Here is a 17,096-nt window from a genome sequence, read left to right as displayed (position 1 = left end):
CCAACGGCAAAAGCGCCAGCGCTAAAAGCCTGTTCAAACTGCAAACTCTGGGGCTGACTCAAGGGACCGTAGTGACCATCTCAGCTGAAGGTGAAGACGAGCAGAAAGCCGTTGAGCACTTGGTAAAACTGATGGCAGAGCTTGAGTAATCGGCCCGTCTTTTTAGTTAACACCAGTCAAGAGTAAGGTAGGGTTATGATTTCAGGCATTTTAGTATCACCGGGCATCGCTTTTGGTAAGGCTCTCTTGCTGAAAGAAGACGACATCGTCATCAACCGGAAGAAAATCTCTGCTGATCAAGTAGAGCAGGAAGTCTCGCGTTTTCTGGCCGGCCGCGCGAAAGCGTCCGAACAGCTGGAAGCGATCAAGACCAAAGCTGGCGAAACCTTCGGCGAAGAGAAGGAAGCTATCTTCGAAGGCCACATCATGTTGCTGGAAGACGAAGAGCTTGAGCAGGAAATCATAGCCCTAATCAAAGACGATCTGGCCTCCGCAGACGCCGCCGCCTACACCGTGATCGAAGGTCAGGCGAAAGCGCTGGAAGAGCTGGACGACGAATACCTGAAAGAACGCGCCGCCGACGTGCGCGACATCGGCAAACGTCTGCTGCAGAACATTCTGGGCATGCCGATCGTCGATCTGGGCTCCATTCAGGACGAAGTGATCCTGGTGGCCACCGATCTGACCCCGTCCGAGACCGCACAGCTGAACCTGGACAAAGTGCTGGGCTTCATTACCGATCTCGGCGGCCGCACCTCCCACACCTCTATCATGGCGCGCTCCCTGGAGCTGCCGGCGATCGTCGGCACCAGCGACGTGACCAAGCAGGTGAAGAACGACGACTACCTGATTCTGGATGCGGTCAACAACAAAATTTACGTTAACCCGACCGCTGATGTGATCGATCAGCTGAAAGCCGCCCAGAACCAATACATCACCGAGAAAAACGATCTGGCCAAGCTGAAGGATCTGCCGGCGATTACGCTGGACGGCCATCAGGTTGAAGTCTGCGCCAACATCGGCACCGTGCGCGACGTCGCAGGTGCAGAGCGCAACGGCGCGGAAGGCGTCGGCCTGTATCGTACCGAATTCCTGTTCATGGATCGCGACTCGCTGCCGACCGAAGACGAGCAGTTCCAGGCTTATAAAGCCGTGGCGGAAGCCATGGGCTCGCAGGCCGTGATCGTCCGCACCATGGACATCGGCGGCGACAAAGACCTGCCGTACATGAACCTGCCGAAGGAAGAGAACCCGTTCCTCGGCTGGCGCGCCATCCGCATCGCGATGGACCGCCGTGAAATCCTGCACGCCCAGCTGCGCGCCATCCTGCGCGCCTCGGCGTTCGGCAAACTGCGCATCATGTTCCCGATGATCATCTCCGTGGAAGAAGTGCGCGATCTGAAAGGCGAAATCGAGACGCTGAAGGCGCAGCTGCGCGAAGAAGGCAAGGCGTTTGACGAGAGCATCGAAGTGGGCGTGATGGTGGAAACACCGGCTGCGGCGGTCATCGCTCACCACCTGGCGAAAGAAGTCGACTTCTTTAGTATTGGGACAAACGATCTAACCCAGTATACTCTGGCGGTAGATCGCGGCAACGAGCTGATTTCTCATCTCTATAACCCGATGTCCCCATCAGTGCTTGGCCTGATCAAACAGGTTATTGATGCATCTCACGCGGAAGGCAAGTGGACCGGCATGTGCGGCGAACTGGCTGGCGATGAGCGTGCTACACTGTTGTTATTGGGCATGGGGCTGGATGAGTTCAGCATGAGTGCGATTTCAATCCCGCGCATCAAGAAAATTATTCGTAACACGAATTTCGAAGATGTGAAGGCGTTGGCAGCGCAGGCCTTGGCACAGCCAACGGCACAAGACCTGATGAATTGCGTCAATAAATTCATCGAAGAAAAAACGCTCTGCTAAACTTCCACGACACTGGAACGCCGCCCAATTTAATGCTTAGGAGAAGATCATGGGTTTGTTCGATAAACTGAAATCTCTGGTTTCTGATGACAAGAAAGACACGGGCACTATCGAGATCGTCGCTCCCCTTTCTGGCGAAATCGTCAATATCGAAGATGTGCCGGACGTAGTGTTCGCTGAAAAAATCGTTGGCGACGGTATCGCCATCAAACCGGCCGGCAACAAAATGGTTGCTCCGGTTGACGGCACCATCGGCAAGATTTTCGAAACCAACCATGCATTCTCTATCGAATCCGACAGCGGCATTGAGCTGTTCGTCCACTTCGGCATCGATACCGTAGAACTGAAAGGCGAAGGCTTCAAACGCATCGCCGAAGAAGGCCAGCGCGTCAAGAAAGGCGACGTCGTTATCGAGTTCAACCTGCCACTGCTGGAAGAGAAAGCCAAGTCTACCCTGACGCCGGTCGTTATCTCCAACATGGACGAGATCAAAGAGCTGATCAAACTGTCGGGCAGCGTGACCGTTGGCGAAACCCCGATCATCCGCATCAAGAAGTAAGCGCGGATGAGCAAGAAAAACGGCGCCCTCGGCGCCGTTTTTTTTATCCCCTTCGTCTTTCGAACCGCAGCGCTGTTGGCCGCACGTGCTCACCCCGGTCACTTACCGGAGTAAGCTCCCGGGGATTCCCCCGCTTGCCGCCTAGCTGCAATTCGAAATCCTTTGGGTATGCCGCGGATAATAGACGTTATCGGCGCAGGCAGTTTGAACATGGACAGCGCGCAACCTTCGGAGCGTACACGCAGTACGTGACGAAGGCGAGCACTGCCCTAGTTCAAAATGGCAAGTAAGATAGTCTATTATTGCCAGCGCGGGATACGCAGGGTAATGACCAGCCCCTCTTTGTCGCCGTTGCGCGCCTCAACCTGGCCACCGTGCGCCAACACCACCTTGCGGGTAATCGCCAGCCCCAGGCCGTAACCCTTGCCCGACTGCGCCGACTTCACGCGCACGAACGGATCGAAGATGCTCGACAGCTTCGCCTCTTCGACCCCCGGCCCCTGATCGCTGACGGCGATCTGGAACTGGTTATCGACGCGCGACAGCGCCACCGTCACCCGCTGCCCGTGGATGGAAAAGCGCAGCGCATTGCGCACGATGTTGTCCACCGCTCGCCGCATCAGCTCCGCATTGCCCTTGACGGTATACTCCACGTCCGATTCGGCCTGCAGCACGATATCCACGCCGGGCACCTGCGCCTCGTAGCGCGCATCGCTCACCACCGCATCCACCAGGCCGTACAGATCGAAATACTCTTCGTCCGGCAGGCTGCTGTGTTCGGTACGCGACAGCGCCAGCAGCTCGCCGATCATTTTGTCCAGCCGCCCCGACTCATGTTCGATGCGCTTGAGCGAGGTTTCGACGTTGCCGGCATTCTGCCGCGCCAGGCCGATCGCCAGCTGCAGGCGCGCCAGCGGTGAACGCAGCTCGTGCGAGACGTCGTGCAACAGCTGCTCGCGGGCGCTGACCAACAGCTCCAGGCGTTCGGCCATGGTGTCGAAATCGCGCGCCACGTCGGACAGCTCGTCATGGCGGCGCCGCATCGTCGGAAACAGCCGCACCGAGAGATCGCCCTGCGCCACCCGATCCAGGCCGCCGCGCAGCTGACGCATCGGCCGGGTCAGGTTCCAGGCCAGCACGGCGCTGAACAGCAAACCGCCCAGCCCGCCGACCCACAGCATCGGCGCAGGAATGTTGAAGAAGTGGGAACGCCGCTCCGGCCGATACTCTTCCCGCAGCCCGCGCACGTCATAGCTCAGCCAGTAACCCTGCCCTTCCCCGGTCTGCACCCAGGCGGAAATCGCTTTCGGCATCCGCCGCCCTTCAAACACCGGTTCTTCCGGCGCAGGCGGCGGTTGGGTCATCGGCGTCACCGACAGCAGACGCCGATCGTCCTCCGGCCAGTCGCGCATCAAGGCTTCCAGCGCCGGCATGCCGCCACTGCGCAACTGGGTGGCGGCGGAGGTCAGCTGCAGGCCGATCGCCCGTCGCGCCATGGCGTTCTCCGGCGGCACATAGCGATCGCCATAAAGAGAAAACGCCACCCACAGCGCCTGCGTCATGATGAGAAAGGTCAGCCAAAAGCCGAGTAAAATTTTCCAGAACAGTCTTCCGCGCATGTCAGGTTACCGAATGCGATAGCCGATGCTGCGCACCGTCTCGATGCTGAGCTTACTGCCGGCCAGCGCGCTCAGCTTCTGGCGGATATTGCTGATATGCACGTCCACGCTGCGATCATAGGCCTCGCGCGGGCGCCCCAGCCCCTTCTCGGACAGTTCGTCCTTCGATACCACGCGATCCGGCGCGCGCAGCAATAGCTCCAACAGATTGAATTCCGAAGCGGTCAGATCAAACGCCTTACCGCGCCATTCGCTGCTGCGGGTTGAAGGGTTCAGCGTCAGCTCGCCGAAGCTGATGGCGGCCTCCTCGTCCGCCTCTTGCGGCCGCTCTTCGAAACGGCGCAGCACCGCGCGCAGACGCGCCACCAATTCGCGCGGGTAGCACGGTTTGGGCATGTAATCGTCAGCGCCCATCTCCAGGCCAATCACCCGATCGATGTTGTCGCCTTTGGCGGTCAGCATGATGATCGGCAGCCGGCTCTTTTTACGCACATCGCGCAGCACGTCGATGCCGCTCATGTCCGGCAGCATGATGTCGAGGATCATCGCGGTATAGTCGCCCGACAGCGCGCCCTCAACCCCCGCCTTGCCGGTCAGCACCAGCGTGGCGTCGAAGCCTTCGCCCGTCAGGTATTCGCTCAGCATGGTGCCAAGCTCCAGGTCATCGTCGACCAGTAAAATTTTCATGCCTTGCTCCTTCACCGATTTTCGTTATTTTCCCGCCAATTCCGCCGGCCCGCAGCCGGTTTTACTCAATCCTTACACATCGCTCTTTGCGTCTCGCCACCGTTATTGTGGTCGCTGCCGCGCAATTTCTCTACTTCAGTCATGGCATTGGCGCACGAGCAAGCGGCAGCAACCACGCAAGCGGGGCTGCCGTCTGTCGGAAGGAAAGTGGGAAAGATTCTCCCGACGGAACACACCGCCGGGAAGGAGCGATCAGTCGAACACGCCGGTAGAGAGGTAACGGTCGCCGCGATCGCAGACGATCGCCACCACCACGCTGCCAGGATGGGCCGCCGCGATGCGCAAGGCGCCGGCTACGGCACCGCCGGAGCTGACGCCGCAGAAAATGCCTTCACGCTGCGCCAACTGGCGCATGGTCTGCTCGGCATCGCCCTGTTCGATATCCAACACCTGATCCACCAGCTCCGGGCGGAAAATCCCCGGCAGGTAAGCGGGCGACCAACGGCGAATGCCGGGGATGCTGCTGCCCTCCGCCGGCTGCAGGCCGACGATCTGCACCTGCGGATTCTGGCTCTTCAGGTAACCGCCCACGCCGGTAATGGTGCCGGTGGTGCCCATGCTGGAAACGAAGTGCGTGATGCGCCCTTCGGTCTGGCGCCAGATCTCCGGGCCGGTGGTGGTGAAGTGGGCATAGGGATTGTCGAAATTGTTAAACTGATCCAGCACCTTGCCCTGCCCCTGGCGCTGCATCTCCAGCGCCAGATCGCGCGCCCCTTCCATCCCCTGCTCACGGCTGACCAGGATCAGTTCCGCACCGTAGGCGCGCATCGCCGCCTGCCGCTCCAGGCTCATGTTCTCCGGCATCAGCAGCTTCAGCGCATAGCCTTTCAATGCAGCGATCATCGCCAGTGCAATGCCGGTGTTGCCGCTGGTAGCCTCGATCAGCACGTCGCCGGGCTTGATCTCCCCGCGCAGCTCCGCCTGCTGGATCATCGCCAACGCGGCGCGATCCTTCACCGATCCCGCCGGGTTATTGCCTTCCAGTTTGACCCATACCTCGCTGCCCGCCTGGGCGGCCAGCCGTTGCAGTTGTACCAGCGGGGTATTCCCGATGCATTGTTCGAGCGTTGTCACGATCTTTGCCTGTGTGTTGGTGTGCGTAAAGTAAAAAGGCAACCCCGGGGTTGCCTTAAAGAAAAGGACTGGCTAAAACCTATCAGGCGCTTTTGGCTAACGCAACAGGTTGCAGCAGTTGATCGCCGGCATACAGCCGCGCATTGAGGCTGCCGACGTAATAACGGCCGCCGCGCACCGGCGTGGCGTTGCCTTCCGGCAACACTATGCTTATCGGTTCCTGATGCCAGCCGATCGGCTGCACCGTCAGCTGCCAGAAATGGCCGCGCGGGCTGACTTCCAATACCTGAACCGGCAGTGGGCAGCGCTCGCTGCTCTCGGTCGCCACTTCCATTTCCCACGGGCGCAGGAACAGATCGACGCTGCCCTGGTGCATCGGCTGGAACGACAGCGGCCACTGGTGCGCGCCGACGAACAGCTGGGAGCCGCGAATTTCGCCGTTCAGACGGTTCACTTCCCCCATAAACTCCAGCACGAAACGGCTGGCCGGCTCGCGCATAATCTCCTCCGGCGAGCCAACCTGTTCAATATTGCCTTGGCTCATCACCACGATGCGGTCAGCCACTTCCATCGCCTCTTCCTGATCGTGGGTGACGAATACGCTGGTGAACTTCAGCTCTTCGTGCAGCTGGCGCAGCCAGCGACGCAGCTCTTTACGCACCTGCGCATCCAGCGCGCCAAACGGCTCGTCCAGCAGCAGAATTTGCGGTTCCACCGCCAGGGCGCGCGCCAGCGCCACGCGTTGTTTCTGGCCGCCGGACAGCTGCGACGGGTAGCGATTGGCCAAATGGCCAAGCTGCACCATGTCCAGCAACTGAGTGACTTTCTGTTTGATCGCCGCGGCGTTCGGCCGCTCGCGGCGCGGCAGTACGGTCAGGCCAAAGGCGATATTGTCGAACACCGTCATGTGGCGGAACAGCGCATAGTGCTGAAACACGAAGCCGACACGTCTGTCGCGCGCATGCATGTGGCTGACGTCGGTGCCGTGAAAACCCAGTTTGCCGCCGCTCTGGCTCTCCAGCCCGGCGATGATGCGCAGCAGCGTGGTCTTGCCGGAACCGGATGGCCCAAGCAGCGCCACCATCTCGCCGGAAGCAATATCGAGCGAGATATCGTTCAATACCTTGGTGCGACCGAAGTACTTGTTGATGCCGTTAATCTCAATGCTCATGATTTTCCTCCCGCTCGAGACGCGCGTTTTGACGTTCCAGACGCCACTGCAGCGCACTCTTCAAAAATAGGGTAACGATCGCCATCAGGGTCAACAGCGCGGCGGCGGTAAAGGAACCGACGGTGTTGTAATCCTGCTGCAACAGCTCGACCTGCAGCGGCAGGCTGTAGGTTTCGCCGCGAATCGAACCGGACACCACCGACACCGCGCCGAACTCGCCGATGGCGCGCGCGTTGGTCAGCACCACGCCGTACAGCAGCGCCCAGCGAATGTTGGGCAGCGTCACGCGGCGGAACATCTGCCAACCGGACGCCCCCAGCAGAATGGCGGCCTCATCTTCCTGGCTGCCCTGGCTGAGCATCATCGGCACCAGCTCGCGCACCACGAAAGGACAGGTGACGAAGATAGTCACCAGCACCATGCCCGGCCAGGAGAACATGATCTGGATGTTATGCGCATCCAGCCAGCCGCCCAGCAGGCCGTTGCTGCCGTAAAACAGCAGATAAATCAGCCCCGCCACCACCGGTGAGACGGCGAACGGGATATCGATCAGCGTCAGCAGCAGCTGGCGGCCGGGGAAGGTGAAACGCGTCACCAGCCACGCCAGCAACGTGCCGAACACCAGGTTAAACGGCACGGTAATCAGCGCGATCAAGACCGTCAGCCAAATGGCGTGCAGCATGTCCGGATCGAGCAAATTGCTCCACATCGCGCCGAATCCTTTGGAAAAGGCCTCGGCGAAAATCGACATCATCGGCACCACCAGCAGCAGCACCGAGAACAGCGTACCGATGGCGATCAGCGTCCACTTGCCCCAGTTGACGCGCGGGCGCTCGGCGCCGTTGAAGGCGGAAACATCAGCCATCAGTGCCCTCCTCCCAAACGTCTGCCAAAGCGGCTTTGCAAGACGTTAATGCTGAACAGCAGCAACAGCGACGCCGCCAGGATCACCGAGGCGATGGCGCTAGCCGCCGGGTAATCGAACTCCTGCAAACGCACAAAAATCATCAGCGAAGTCACTTCCGTCTTCCAGGCGATATTGCCGGCGATGAAAATCACCGCGCCGAACTCGCCCAGACTGCGGGTAAAGGAAATGGCGGTGCCGGCCAGCAGCGCTGGCGCCACCTCAGGCAGCACCACGCGGCGAAAACTTTGCCAACGCGTGGCGCCCAGCGTCTCGGCCGCCTCTTCGTATTCCGGCCCCAGCTCTTCCAGCACCGGCTGCACGGTGCGCACCACAAACGGCAGGCTGGTGAACGCCATCGCCACCGCGATCCCAAGCCAGGTGAAGGTGACCTTGATGTCAAAGTGCGCCAGCCACTGGCCGTACCAGCCGGTGGTGGAAAACAGCCCCGCCAGCGTCAGGCCGGCCACCGCCGTCGGCAGCGCGAACGGCAAATCGATCAGACCGTCCAGCAGCGAACGGCCGGGAAAGCGATAACGCGTCAGGATCCAGGCCATCAGCATGCCGAACACCGCGTTGAACAGGCTGGCGACGCCAGCCGCCAGCAGCGTCACTTTATACGCCGCCACCACCTGCGGGTTGGAAATCACTTCCCAGTACTGCGCCAGGCTCATCTGCGCCAACTGCATCACCAGCGCGGTGAGCGGCAGCAGCAGGATCAAACAGGTATAAAACAAGCTGCTGCCGAGGCTGAGGCCAAATCCGGGCAGCACCCGCTTACTGGACGACAACGCTAACATTTACTTGCGCCCTGCCGCTAACAGCTGATCCAGCTCGCCGCCGGTGGCGAAGTGGGTTTTCATCACCTGCGGCCAGCCGCCGAACTGGTCTTCCACCCGGAACAGTTGGGTGTCCGGGAATTGCCCCTTCGCGGCAGCCATCGCTTTCTGGTCATAGACGCGGTAGTAGAAGCTGGTGATCACCTGCTGCGCCGCCGGGCTGTAGAGATAGTTCAGATAGGCTTTGGCCGCCTGTTCGGTGCCGTTGCGCTCGACGTTTTTGTCGACCCAGGCCACCGGGAACTCCGCCAGAATATCGACCGGCGGCACGATCACTTCGTACTTGTCTTCACCGTATTGCTTGCGGATATTGTTCACTTCGGACTCGAAGCTGATCAGCACGTCGCCCAAACCGCGCTCGACGAAGGTGGTGGTCGCGCCGCGGCCGCCGGTATCGAACACCAGCACGTTTTTCAGGAAGCGGGTCATAAAGGCGCGGGTCTTGGCCGCATCGTTGCCGTCAGCCTGGCTGGCGGCGCCCCAGGCGGCCAGATAGGTGTAACGGCCGTTGCCGGAGGTTTTCGGGTTCGGGAACACCAGTTTCACGTCGTCGCGCACCAGATCGTTCCAGGTGTGGATACCCTTCGGGTTGTCCTTGCGCACCAGAAACGCCATGGTGGAATAGAACGGCGAGCTGTTGTTCGGCAGGCGCGCCTGCCAGTCCGCCGGGATCAACTGCCCGCGATCGTGCAGGATCTGCACGTCGGTGACCTGGTTGTACGTCACCACGTCGGCCCGCAGGCCCTGCAGGATCGCCAGCGCCTGCTTCGACGAGCCGGCGTGCGATTGTTTGATGGTCAACTTGTCGTTCGGATGCTGTTGATTCCACTGCTGTTCAAAGCCGGGATTCAGCGCGACGAACAATTCACGGGAAACGTCATAAGAGCTGTTCAGCATTTCCGCCGCCGATGCGGCGCCGCTCGCCAACAGCGCAGCCGCCAGCCAACCTTTCAGCACGAGATTTTTAACCCGGTTTTGTTTCATTCTGCACCTTATCACTGAGTCATTCCTTCAGGCTTTCGCCTTATTGACGACCAGTGTATTTATAACTCGGTGCGGAGCTGTAACGCTTTTATATACCGTTTAGTGATTTACAAGCATCAAACGCTATAAGACAGGGAATGCGAGGCGTTTTCGGGACGGGAAAACGGACCGAAGCCGGACGCGCCGGCTTCGGCGACGGCGTCAAAGTGACAGCAGGCGCGTCAGCGATGGCGCAAAGTAGTAGCTGCCGGTCACTGCACGGCTGAAGCGCAACATCGCGTCACGTTTGCCGTCCAAATCGCCGAACATGCTCAGCAGTTGCTGCTCGATATTGTGCAAGCGCGCGCAATAGGCGATGAAGAACAGGCCGTGCTTGCCGCTGGCGGTGCCGTAAGGCAGGCTCTGGCGCAGAATTTTCAGGCCCTTGCCGTTCTCTTTCAAATCGACGCGGCTGACATGGGAGGTATCCGGGCGCTGATCCGCAGGCAGTTCTTCGCTGTCGTGCTTGGTGCGGCCGATGATCTGCTCCTGCTGCTCGGTGGTAAAGCGCTGCCACTGGCGCAGGTTGTGCTCGTAACGTTGCACCAGCACGTAGCTGCCGCCTGCGTCCTCTTCGCCTTCGGCGATCGTCGCCACTGCCGGGCGCTGATCGCCCTGCGGGTTTTCGGTGCCGTCGATGAAGCCGCTCAGATCGCGCTCTTCCACCCAACGGAAACCGTGGGTTTCTTCTTCAATCTTGATGACGTTGCCGAACGCCGCCAGCGCGGCCTGCGCCAGCGTGAAATTGACGTCGTGACGCAGCGACTGGATGTGGATCAGCATATCGCGCTGGGTGGCCGGCGCCAGCCCTTTGCCGAGCGGCGTGAACGGCTTCAACTCTTTCGCGCCCTGGCCGCTGGAGAGATCGTGCCAGACGTCGTAACCGAAAGCGATCACCGCGCCGAGGCGCGCATCGGGGAACTGCTGCTGCAGCTCGCTCAGGGTCTGACAAAACTGCTTGCAGCCCTGGCGCAAGTCGGCGAATTCGCCCTGTACGCTGGCTTCCATAAAAATGGCGAAACGGCAGTGCTCCAGCAGAATGCCGCTCTGAACCTGTGTCATGTTGTTATCCTCAATACCAAAACCAGGCAACAGGTATGGCGGTTGACGCGCGGGTTCCCTGTTACAAACGCGCGCTATCATACCGCAAGCGCGGGCGATTGCCTTGCAGCAGCGCAAAGAAAATAGGGGTAATGGCTTGAAAAGGCAGGCGCCGCGAACCGGCGCCCGTTGAACGCATTACTGCTGCGGCTTGGCGTGCCAGATGATTTTGCTGACCGTCCAGCTTTTCAGGGTGTCGTCCGGCGGAATGATATCCTGCGCCCCGGCCCACTTGCCACTGAAGATGTAGGTGACGTACTTGCTCTGCTCCGCCACGCACTCCACTTTACCGGCGTCTTCGCCGCTGCCCGGCTTACAAGAGCCGAACGCCTTGCTGTACATATCGCCGAACGGCGTGCCGAGCTTGTTGCCCCACTCCGTCGCCACTTTCGGATCCAGCACGTCCACGCGCTGCAGGCGCCCTTTCGGTTCGCCGGTGATCACCAGTTTCACTTCGTCGCCGGACAGCGCCTGGTAATAAGAGACGATCTGGCCGTTGTTGGTCGCCATGCCGCCGCGCAGGCGGTAGTTGCCGTCCAGCCCGTCATTAATGGCGCTTTCCGACATCGGCGTGCCGGCGTTGAGCTTGCCGACGCCCTTGGCGCCGACCTCCAGGCTGCTGCCGAACCAGTTGAACGGCGACAGGCTGGACCAAGAGAAATTGGACATGCTCGAACAGCCGGTCAGTAACAGCGGAAGCCCTAACAACAGGGGGCGAATATTCATCTCTAGCTCCTTAAACATCAATGGCACGGGGCGGTAACCCGCCCCTGCCGCACTCGGCGTTTTGCTGCATGCCAGCCTCTCACAACGGCCCGCACTACGCCAACGGTTGCCAGCTTGGAGTGCGGAAAATGCGAAAAGTGCCGCACTTCTCGGCAATTAGTCGGCGCGCCCCGCCGGCGCGAAACAGGCTTTCAGACGCGCATTCAGCAACAGATAGCTCAGCGCCAGAGCGTCGAGTAACGCCAACGCCAGCTCCAGCCCCGGCGCATCGCCGTCCTGGCGCCACAGGCTGAACAGCGAGCCGCCGAGCGACGCCAGCAGCGAGACAGCCAGCCCCCAGCGCCAACCGCGCCACAGCCGCGGCCATTGGTGGCGACGGCCGCTCAGCAAAAACGCCAGCGCCGCCGGCAGACCGAGCAGCATGCCGTGCCAAAAGCGTTGGGTATCCGGATAAAACAGCGCCAGCAAGCTTTCGCCCTGCTCACGCGAAACGCCGGCCATCACGAACAATAGCCAAGTGCGCGCCTGCAAAATCAGCACGGCCCAAAATCCCAGCGGCAGCCGCAGCGCGCCGTGCTGGTCGTAATCATCCGGGGAAAACCGGGGTGAGAATGGCTTCAACGATCGTTCCTTGCCAACAGAATAAAGACTACGGCTACAGATGGGCGCCGGCGATGGGAATTTCAATGCGCCGGCTTAAGAAGCTCTTAAGATCGGCGTGTTTTAATCCTTATCACTAAGCAAGCCCCCGATATCAGCGGGATGTGATTTTCAATAACGATAAGGAAGCGCAACATGAAAAAACTGACTCTGGCCGCTCTGATCGCGCTGTGCAGCGCACCGGTACTGGCGCAACAAGGCGGGTTCCTCGATCCGGCCGCGCCGCAGGCGCAAACGCAACCCGCTCCGCAGGGCGGTTTCTCCGGCCCCAGCGCGGCGCTGACCACCGTGGACAAGGTGAAATCGCTGAGCGACGACACCTGGGTGATGCTGCAGGGCAACATCGAGCAGCGCATCGGCGACGAAACCTATACCTTCCGCGACGCCACCGGCACCCTGACGGTCGATATCGATCGCAAACGCTGGAACGGCCAGACCGTTACGCCGAAAGACAAGGTGCAGTTGGAAGGGAAAGTGGATAAAGACTGGAACAGCCTCGAAGTGGACGTGAAAACCGTCAAAAAGCTGCCGTAATGCGATGCGGCGGGCGGGCTATACCGCCGTCCGCCGCTCGATCAATATTCCTGATCTTCGATCAGCCGCTTGCCCAGGCTGGTGATGCCCTGGATTTCGTAGCCGAGCTTCTCGTACATCTCAACCACCGTGTCGTTGTCTTCGCGCACCATAATCTGGATCTTCGGGCAGCCGCGGGCGATCAGCTTCTTCTCCAGACGGTTGATCAACGCATTGGCGATGCCGCGCCCGCGATAGTCGGGATGCACCCCGAGGTAATACGCCGAGCCGCGGTGGCCGTCATAGCCGCCCATCACCGAACCGACCACTTCGCCGCCGACTTCCGCCACCAGGAACAGCTCAGGATCGTGGTTCAGCTTGCGCTCGATGTCCATTTCCGGATCGTTCCAGGGCCGCAGCAGATCGCAGCGCTCCCACAGGGTAATGACTTCTTCAAAGTCGTCTTGTCGAAATACGCGAATTTCCATCGATGTTGGCCGCTGTTAATTAAGGTGTTTATCTGATTATCGCGTGATTATTCACTTACGCAATATCAAACTGCGATTTAGCGCGCTATTTTGCCCGGAAATCGCCGGTAACAGGCGTAATAAATGGAAATAGTTATCGGGTCGATTAATGATTATCAATACGATATAACGTCGCAAAATAGAAACGTCGACGGAGCGTTGCGTAATGAAAAAGCAGGGTAAACAATTCCTCAATTTTAAGCCGCTTGCCGTTTCCCCGACGCGACGCCAACTGTTGCTTTCCGGCCTGGCGGTGGCGCTGTTCGGCGTGAAAAGCCACAGCGCCAAGGCGGAAGGCCTGCTGCGCAATCAGCACAGCAAACCGGCGGCGAAACCGGCCGGCGGCAAAAAGCGGGTGATGATCGATCCCGGCCACGGCGGCATCGACTCCGGCGCGGTCGGCCACGAAGGCTCGCAGGAAAAACACATCGTGCTGGAAATCGCCAACCACGTGCGCCGTTTCCTGCATGAGCACGATCACGTCGAGGCGCGCCTGACGCGCGAAGAAGATGAGTTCATTCCGCTGTTCCAGCGGGTCGAGATCGCCCACCAGCACCAGGCCGACCTGTTCATTTCGATTCACGCCGACGGCTTTACCAGCCCGTCGGCCTCCGGCGCTTCGGTGTTCGCCCTCTCCAACCGCGGCGCCAGCAGCGCCATGGCGCGCTACCTGTCCAACCGTGAAAACGCCGCCGACGACGTGGCGGGCGGCAAGTACAAGGATCAGGACAACTACCTGCAGCAGGTGTTGTTCGATCTGGTGCAAACCGACACCATCAACAACAGCCTGACGCTCGGCCGCCACGTGCTCGGTCAAATTCGCCCGGTGCACCATCTGCACAGCGACAGCACCGAACAGGCGGCGTTCGCGGTGCTGAAATCCCCGTCCATCCCCTCGGTGCTGGTGGAAACCTCGTTCATCACCAACCCGAATGAAGAGCGGCTGCTGGGCACCACCGCGTTTCGCGAGAAAATCGCCCGCGCCATCGCGGACGGCATCGTCAACTTCTTCGACTATTTCGACGCACACCAACGCAAACCCCGCTGATGCCGCGGGCGGCGAATAAGAGTATACTCAGCGCCTTGTTCAGCCAGACGCTATAAAGACCCCGCATGAGTTTACCTAACATCGCTGAAGTAAAATCCTTCCTGCTGGCGCTGCAGGATCACATCTGCGCGCAGCTCGCCCAGGCCGACGGCGGCGCCGTGTTCACCGAAGACCAATGGACGCGTGAAGAAGGCGGCGGTGGCCGCAGCCGCGTGCTGACCAACGGCGCGGTGTTCGAACAGGCAGGTGTCAACTTCTCGCACGTCTCCGGCGCCACCCTGCCGGCCTCGGCGACCGCGCACCGTCCGGAACTGGCCGGACGCAGCTTCCAGGCGATGGGCGTCTCATTGGTTATCCACCCGCTCAGCCCCTACGTGCCCACCAGCCACGCCAACGTGCGCTTCTTCATCGCCGAAAAACCGGGCGAAGCGCCGGTGTGGTGGTTCGGCGGCGGTTTTGACCTGACGCCGTTCTACGGTTTCGCAGAGGATGCCGTGCACTGGCACCGCACCGCGGCCGAGCTGTGCGCGCCGTTCGGTGACGAGGTCTACCCGAAATACAAGCAATGGTGCGACGATTACTTCTTCATCAAGCATCGCAACGAAGCGCGCGGCATCGGCGGCCTGTTCTATGACGATCTGAACACCCCGGATTTCGACCATTGTTTCGCCTTCACCCGCGCGGTGGGCCAGGGCTTCCTCGACGCTTATCTGCCGATCGTCGAAAAACGCAAGGCCTTGACCTGGGGCGAGCGCGAGCGCCAGTTCCAGCTGTATCGCCGCGGCCGCTATGTGGAGTTCAACCTGGTGTGGGATCGCGGCACGCTGTTCGGGCTGCAAACCGGCGGGCGCACCGAGTCCATCCTGATGTCGATGCCGCCGCTGGTGCGTTGGGAATATAACTACCAGCCGGAGGCCGACAGCCCGGAAGCGGCGCTGGCGCGCGATTTCCTGCCGGTGCGCGACTGGCTGCAGGAGTCGAAATGATGCAGATTTGGGTCGATGCGGACGCCTGTCCGAACGTGATCAAAGAGGTGCTGTTCCGCGCCGCCGATCGCACCGCCATCACCGTCACGCTGGTGGCGAACCAGCCATTGCGCACGCCGCCGTCGAAGCACATCCGTTCGCTGCAGGTGGCGGCCGGCTTCGACGTGGCCGATAACGAGATCGTGCGCCGCTGCGAAGCGGGCGATCTGGTGATCACCGCCGACATCCCGCTGGCGGCGGAGGTGATCGAGAAAGGTGCGGTGGCGCTGAACCCGCGCGGCGAACGCTACACGCCGGACACCATCCGCGAGCGCCTCAACATGCGCGATTTTATGGATACCCTGCGCGCCAGCGGCATTCAGACCGGCGGCCCGAACGCCCTGAACCAGCGCGACCGCCAGCAGTTCGCCAACGAGCTGGACAAATGGCTGCTGCAGGCGAAACGGGCGCAGTGACTGCGCCCTGCTCTGCTGCGGTTTAGAAGCGCAACTCCCCCCCGAAGATATAAGTCCGCCCACGGGCGGTGTTGGTCGGCGTGAAATCTTGTGACTGCGAAGGCAGCGAATTCATCTTGTTCAGCGCGTCCGAGTAGTCCTTGTCCATCAGGTTTTGCACGCTGAGCTTCAGCAGCAGATTGCGATTCACCTGATAGGTGCCGTACAGATCGATAATGGTCGGAATATGCGGCGCCGGCTCCTTCATCAACTGTTCGTTTTCATCGAGAGTGGAATCAGGCGACAGGCGCACCGATTTGCCGGTGTATTTCACCACCCCGCCCAGCGTCAATGTCTCGTCCAGCAGGCGCACCCCGCTGTCCAGCGTGAAGTAGAATTCCGGCAGTTCGCTGACATCACCCGCGCCGAACACGTTGCTGGCCTGGTTGGTCGGCTGGGAAGTATGCTCCTTGCTTAACGACAGTTTGGTAAACGCGAAACCGGCGTCGTACAGCGCTTCGATCTCCACACCGCGCATTTTGACCGGTTCGGGGGCGTTGCTGTACATGGTCATGCTGACGTTGACGTCCGCGTTATCCCACTCTTCCTGCGTCGCCTGCGAACGGTTGCACTTCTGGCGGTCTTTACACACCAGGTAGGTTTGGCTGGAGATGTAGTTTTTGATCCTGGTTTCGAAATAGACCGCTTTCAGTTGGAAGCTGTCCTGCTTGAACAACAGATCGTGGGCATTGGCGTTGAACCCGCCCTGCCAGGTCTCCGCTTTTTCGCCCTTGAGGAACGGGTTCATCGACTGGCCGCCGCTGTTGGCGAAGAACACCTCCTGGATATTCGGCCCGCGCATCGACTTGCTGTAGCTGACGAACGGCTGCAGCCACGGCGTCACCTGCGCCGACAGCATGACCGACGGGTTGAAGCCGTGTTCGTTACGGTTGATATTGCCAGCGCCCTGCGGGAAGCACTCTACGCGCTCGTCACAGGCCGGCTTATAGCCGGAGAGGCGATAGGCGGTGTAGTTCAGATCGAAATTCCCCTGCCAGATGCCGTAGTTGGCCTGCAGGCCGCTGTACAGGCTGGAGATATCCTGCTTGCCCGACATTCCCACCGGCATGCTTTCCGCCTGATTGTCATCCGTCACCAAACCGGAGGCCTTTTTCTTATACTCGTTGCGCACCAGCTTGCCGCCGTAGCTGAACGCGAAATCGACGTCCTGCAGGCTGAAAC

Annotated in this window: 19 protein-coding genes; 7 read left to right on the top strand and 12 right to left on the bottom strand. The window is 60.4% G+C overall.

Features of this window, described 5'->3' with window-relative positions; translation table 11 throughout:
* From ADK28_RS00165 to crr, 3 genes are all read left to right on the top strand, one after another.
* The coding region (locus tag ADK28_RS00165; protein ID WP_048794577.1) for an HPr family phosphocarrier protein at positions 1-149 on the top strand (149 nt) is incomplete at its 5' end.
* Between the two features lie 46 nt (positions 150-195).
* Complete coding sequence (gene ptsI, locus ADK28_RS00160; RefSeq protein ID WP_015378671.1) at positions 196-1,923, top strand: phosphoenolpyruvate-protein phosphotransferase PtsI; 1,728 nt, start codon at positions 196-198, stop codon at positions 1,921-1,923.
* Positions 1,924-1,972: 49 nt separating this feature from the next.
* Positions 1,973-2,482, top strand: a complete 510-nt coding sequence (gene crr / locus ADK28_RS00155; protein WP_004936467.1) for a PTS glucose transporter subunit IIA — start codon at positions 1,973-1,975, stop codon at positions 2,480-2,482.
* Positions 2,483-2,781: 299 nt separating this feature from the next.
* On the opposite strand, the gene ADK28_RS00150 is transcribed toward crr, so the two are convergent.
* The 10 genes from ADK28_RS00150 to ADK28_RS00105 all read right to left on the bottom strand — a co-directional run bounded on the left by ADK28_RS00150 (position 2,782) and on the right by ADK28_RS00105 (position 12,307).
* Positions 2,782-4,101, bottom strand: a complete 1,320-nt coding sequence (locus ADK28_RS00150; RefSeq protein ID WP_048794576.1) for an ATP-binding protein — start codon at positions 4,099-4,101, stop codon at positions 2,782-2,784.
* A gap of 6 nt (positions 4,102-4,107) precedes the next feature.
* Positions 4,108-4,788 (bottom strand): response regulator transcription factor, encoded by a 681-nt coding sequence (locus ADK28_RS00145; RefSeq protein ID WP_016926783.1) that lies wholly within the window; start codon positions 4,786-4,788, stop codon positions 4,108-4,110.
* 252 nt (positions 4,789-5,040) lie between these two features.
* Entirely contained in the window at positions 5,041-5,922 is an 882-nt protein-coding gene (gene cysM, locus ADK28_RS00140) for a cysteine synthase CysM (protein WP_033641378.1), read from the bottom strand.
* An 82-nt stretch (positions 5,923-6,004) separates the two neighbouring features.
* Positions 6,005-7,093, bottom strand: a complete 1,089-nt coding sequence (cysA, locus tag ADK28_RS00135; protein WP_025303786.1) for a sulfate/thiosulfate ABC transporter ATP-binding protein CysA — start codon at positions 7,091-7,093, stop codon at positions 6,005-6,007.
* Entirely contained in the window at positions 7,083-7,958 is an 876-nt protein-coding gene (gene cysW / locus ADK28_RS00130; RefSeq protein WP_025303787.1) for a sulfate/thiosulfate ABC transporter permease CysW, read from the bottom strand. Before cysW ends, cysA begins: the two co-directional genes overlap by 11 nt.
* The gene (cysT, locus tag ADK28_RS00125) at positions 7,958-8,797 is read right to left on the bottom strand and encodes a sulfate/thiosulfate ABC transporter permease CysT (RefSeq protein WP_019453852.1); all 840 of its coding nucleotides are present in this window, start codon (positions 8,795-8,797) and stop codon (positions 7,958-7,960) included. The genes cysW and cysT overlap by 1 nt, the downstream gene beginning before the upstream one ends.
* Entirely contained in the window at positions 8,798-9,820 is a 1,023-nt protein-coding gene (locus tag ADK28_RS00120) for a sulfate ABC transporter substrate-binding protein (protein WP_048794575.1), read from the bottom strand.
* Positions 9,821-10,021: 201 nt separating this feature from the next.
* Entirely contained in the window at positions 10,022-10,921 is a 900-nt protein-coding gene (locus ADK28_RS00115; RefSeq protein ID WP_004936493.1) for a Dyp-type peroxidase, read from the bottom strand.
* 177 nt (positions 10,922-11,098) lie between these two features.
* Positions 11,099-11,686, bottom strand: coding sequence for an RpoE-regulated lipoprotein (locus ADK28_RS00110; protein WP_004936494.1), 588 nt, complete (start codon positions 11,684-11,686; stop codon positions 11,099-11,101).
* Positions 11,687-11,842: 156 nt separating this feature from the next.
* Positions 11,843-12,307: a DUF2919 domain-containing protein gene (locus ADK28_RS00105; protein ID WP_048794574.1), complete on the bottom strand. Its 465-nt coding sequence runs from the start codon at positions 12,305-12,307 to the stop codon at positions 11,843-11,845.
* 174 nt (positions 12,308-12,481) lie between these two features.
* Between ADK28_RS00105 and ADK28_RS00100 the strand changes: the two genes are divergently transcribed.
* Complete coding sequence (locus tag ADK28_RS00100; protein ID WP_019453857.1) at positions 12,482-12,880, top strand: YgiW/YdeI family stress tolerance OB fold protein; 399 nt, start codon at positions 12,482-12,484, stop codon at positions 12,878-12,880.
* A 41-nt stretch (positions 12,881-12,921) separates the two neighbouring features.
* On the opposite strand, the gene ADK28_RS00095 is transcribed toward ADK28_RS00100, so the two are convergent.
* The gene (locus tag ADK28_RS00095; RefSeq protein ID WP_004936504.1) at positions 12,922-13,347 is read right to left on the bottom strand and encodes a GNAT family acetyltransferase; all 426 of its coding nucleotides are present in this window, start codon (positions 13,345-13,347) and stop codon (positions 12,922-12,924) included.
* A gap of 205 nt (positions 13,348-13,552) precedes the next feature.
* Between ADK28_RS00095 and amiA the strand changes: the two genes are divergently transcribed.
* The 3 genes from amiA (at position 13,553) to ADK28_RS00080 (ending at position 15,875) form a co-directional block, all read left to right on the top strand.
* Positions 13,553-14,434, top strand: coding sequence for an N-acetylmuramoyl-L-alanine amidase AmiA (amiA, locus tag ADK28_RS00090; protein ID WP_016926775.1), 882 nt, complete (start codon positions 13,553-13,555; stop codon positions 14,432-14,434).
* 65 nt (positions 14,435-14,499) lie between these two features.
* Positions 14,500-15,420: an oxygen-dependent coproporphyrinogen oxidase gene (hemF, locus tag ADK28_RS00085; RefSeq protein ID WP_016926774.1), complete on the top strand. Its 921-nt coding sequence runs from the start codon at positions 14,500-14,502 to the stop codon at positions 15,418-15,420.
* Positions 15,420-15,875, top strand: a complete 456-nt coding sequence (locus ADK28_RS00080; protein WP_028127767.1) for a YaiI/YqxD family protein — start codon at positions 15,420-15,422, stop codon at positions 15,873-15,875. Before hemF ends, ADK28_RS00080 begins: the two co-directional genes overlap by 1 nt.
* Before the next feature lie 22 nt (positions 15,876-15,897).
* Here ADK28_RS00080 and ADK28_RS00075 read toward each other — a convergent pair.
* On the bottom strand, positions 15,898-17,096 hold a 1,199-nt coding region (locus ADK28_RS00075), incomplete at its 5' end, for a TonB-dependent receptor domain-containing protein (RefSeq protein ID WP_048794573.1).

The sequence above is a fragment of the Serratia sp. 506_PEND genome (genome assembly GCF_001076875.1).
GTDB lineage: Bacteria > Pseudomonadota > Gammaproteobacteria > Enterobacterales > Enterobacteriaceae > Serratia > Serratia marcescens.
The sequence above is the reverse complement of the archived record's forward strand: the minus strand, read 5'-3'. Positions and strand labels throughout refer to the sequence as shown.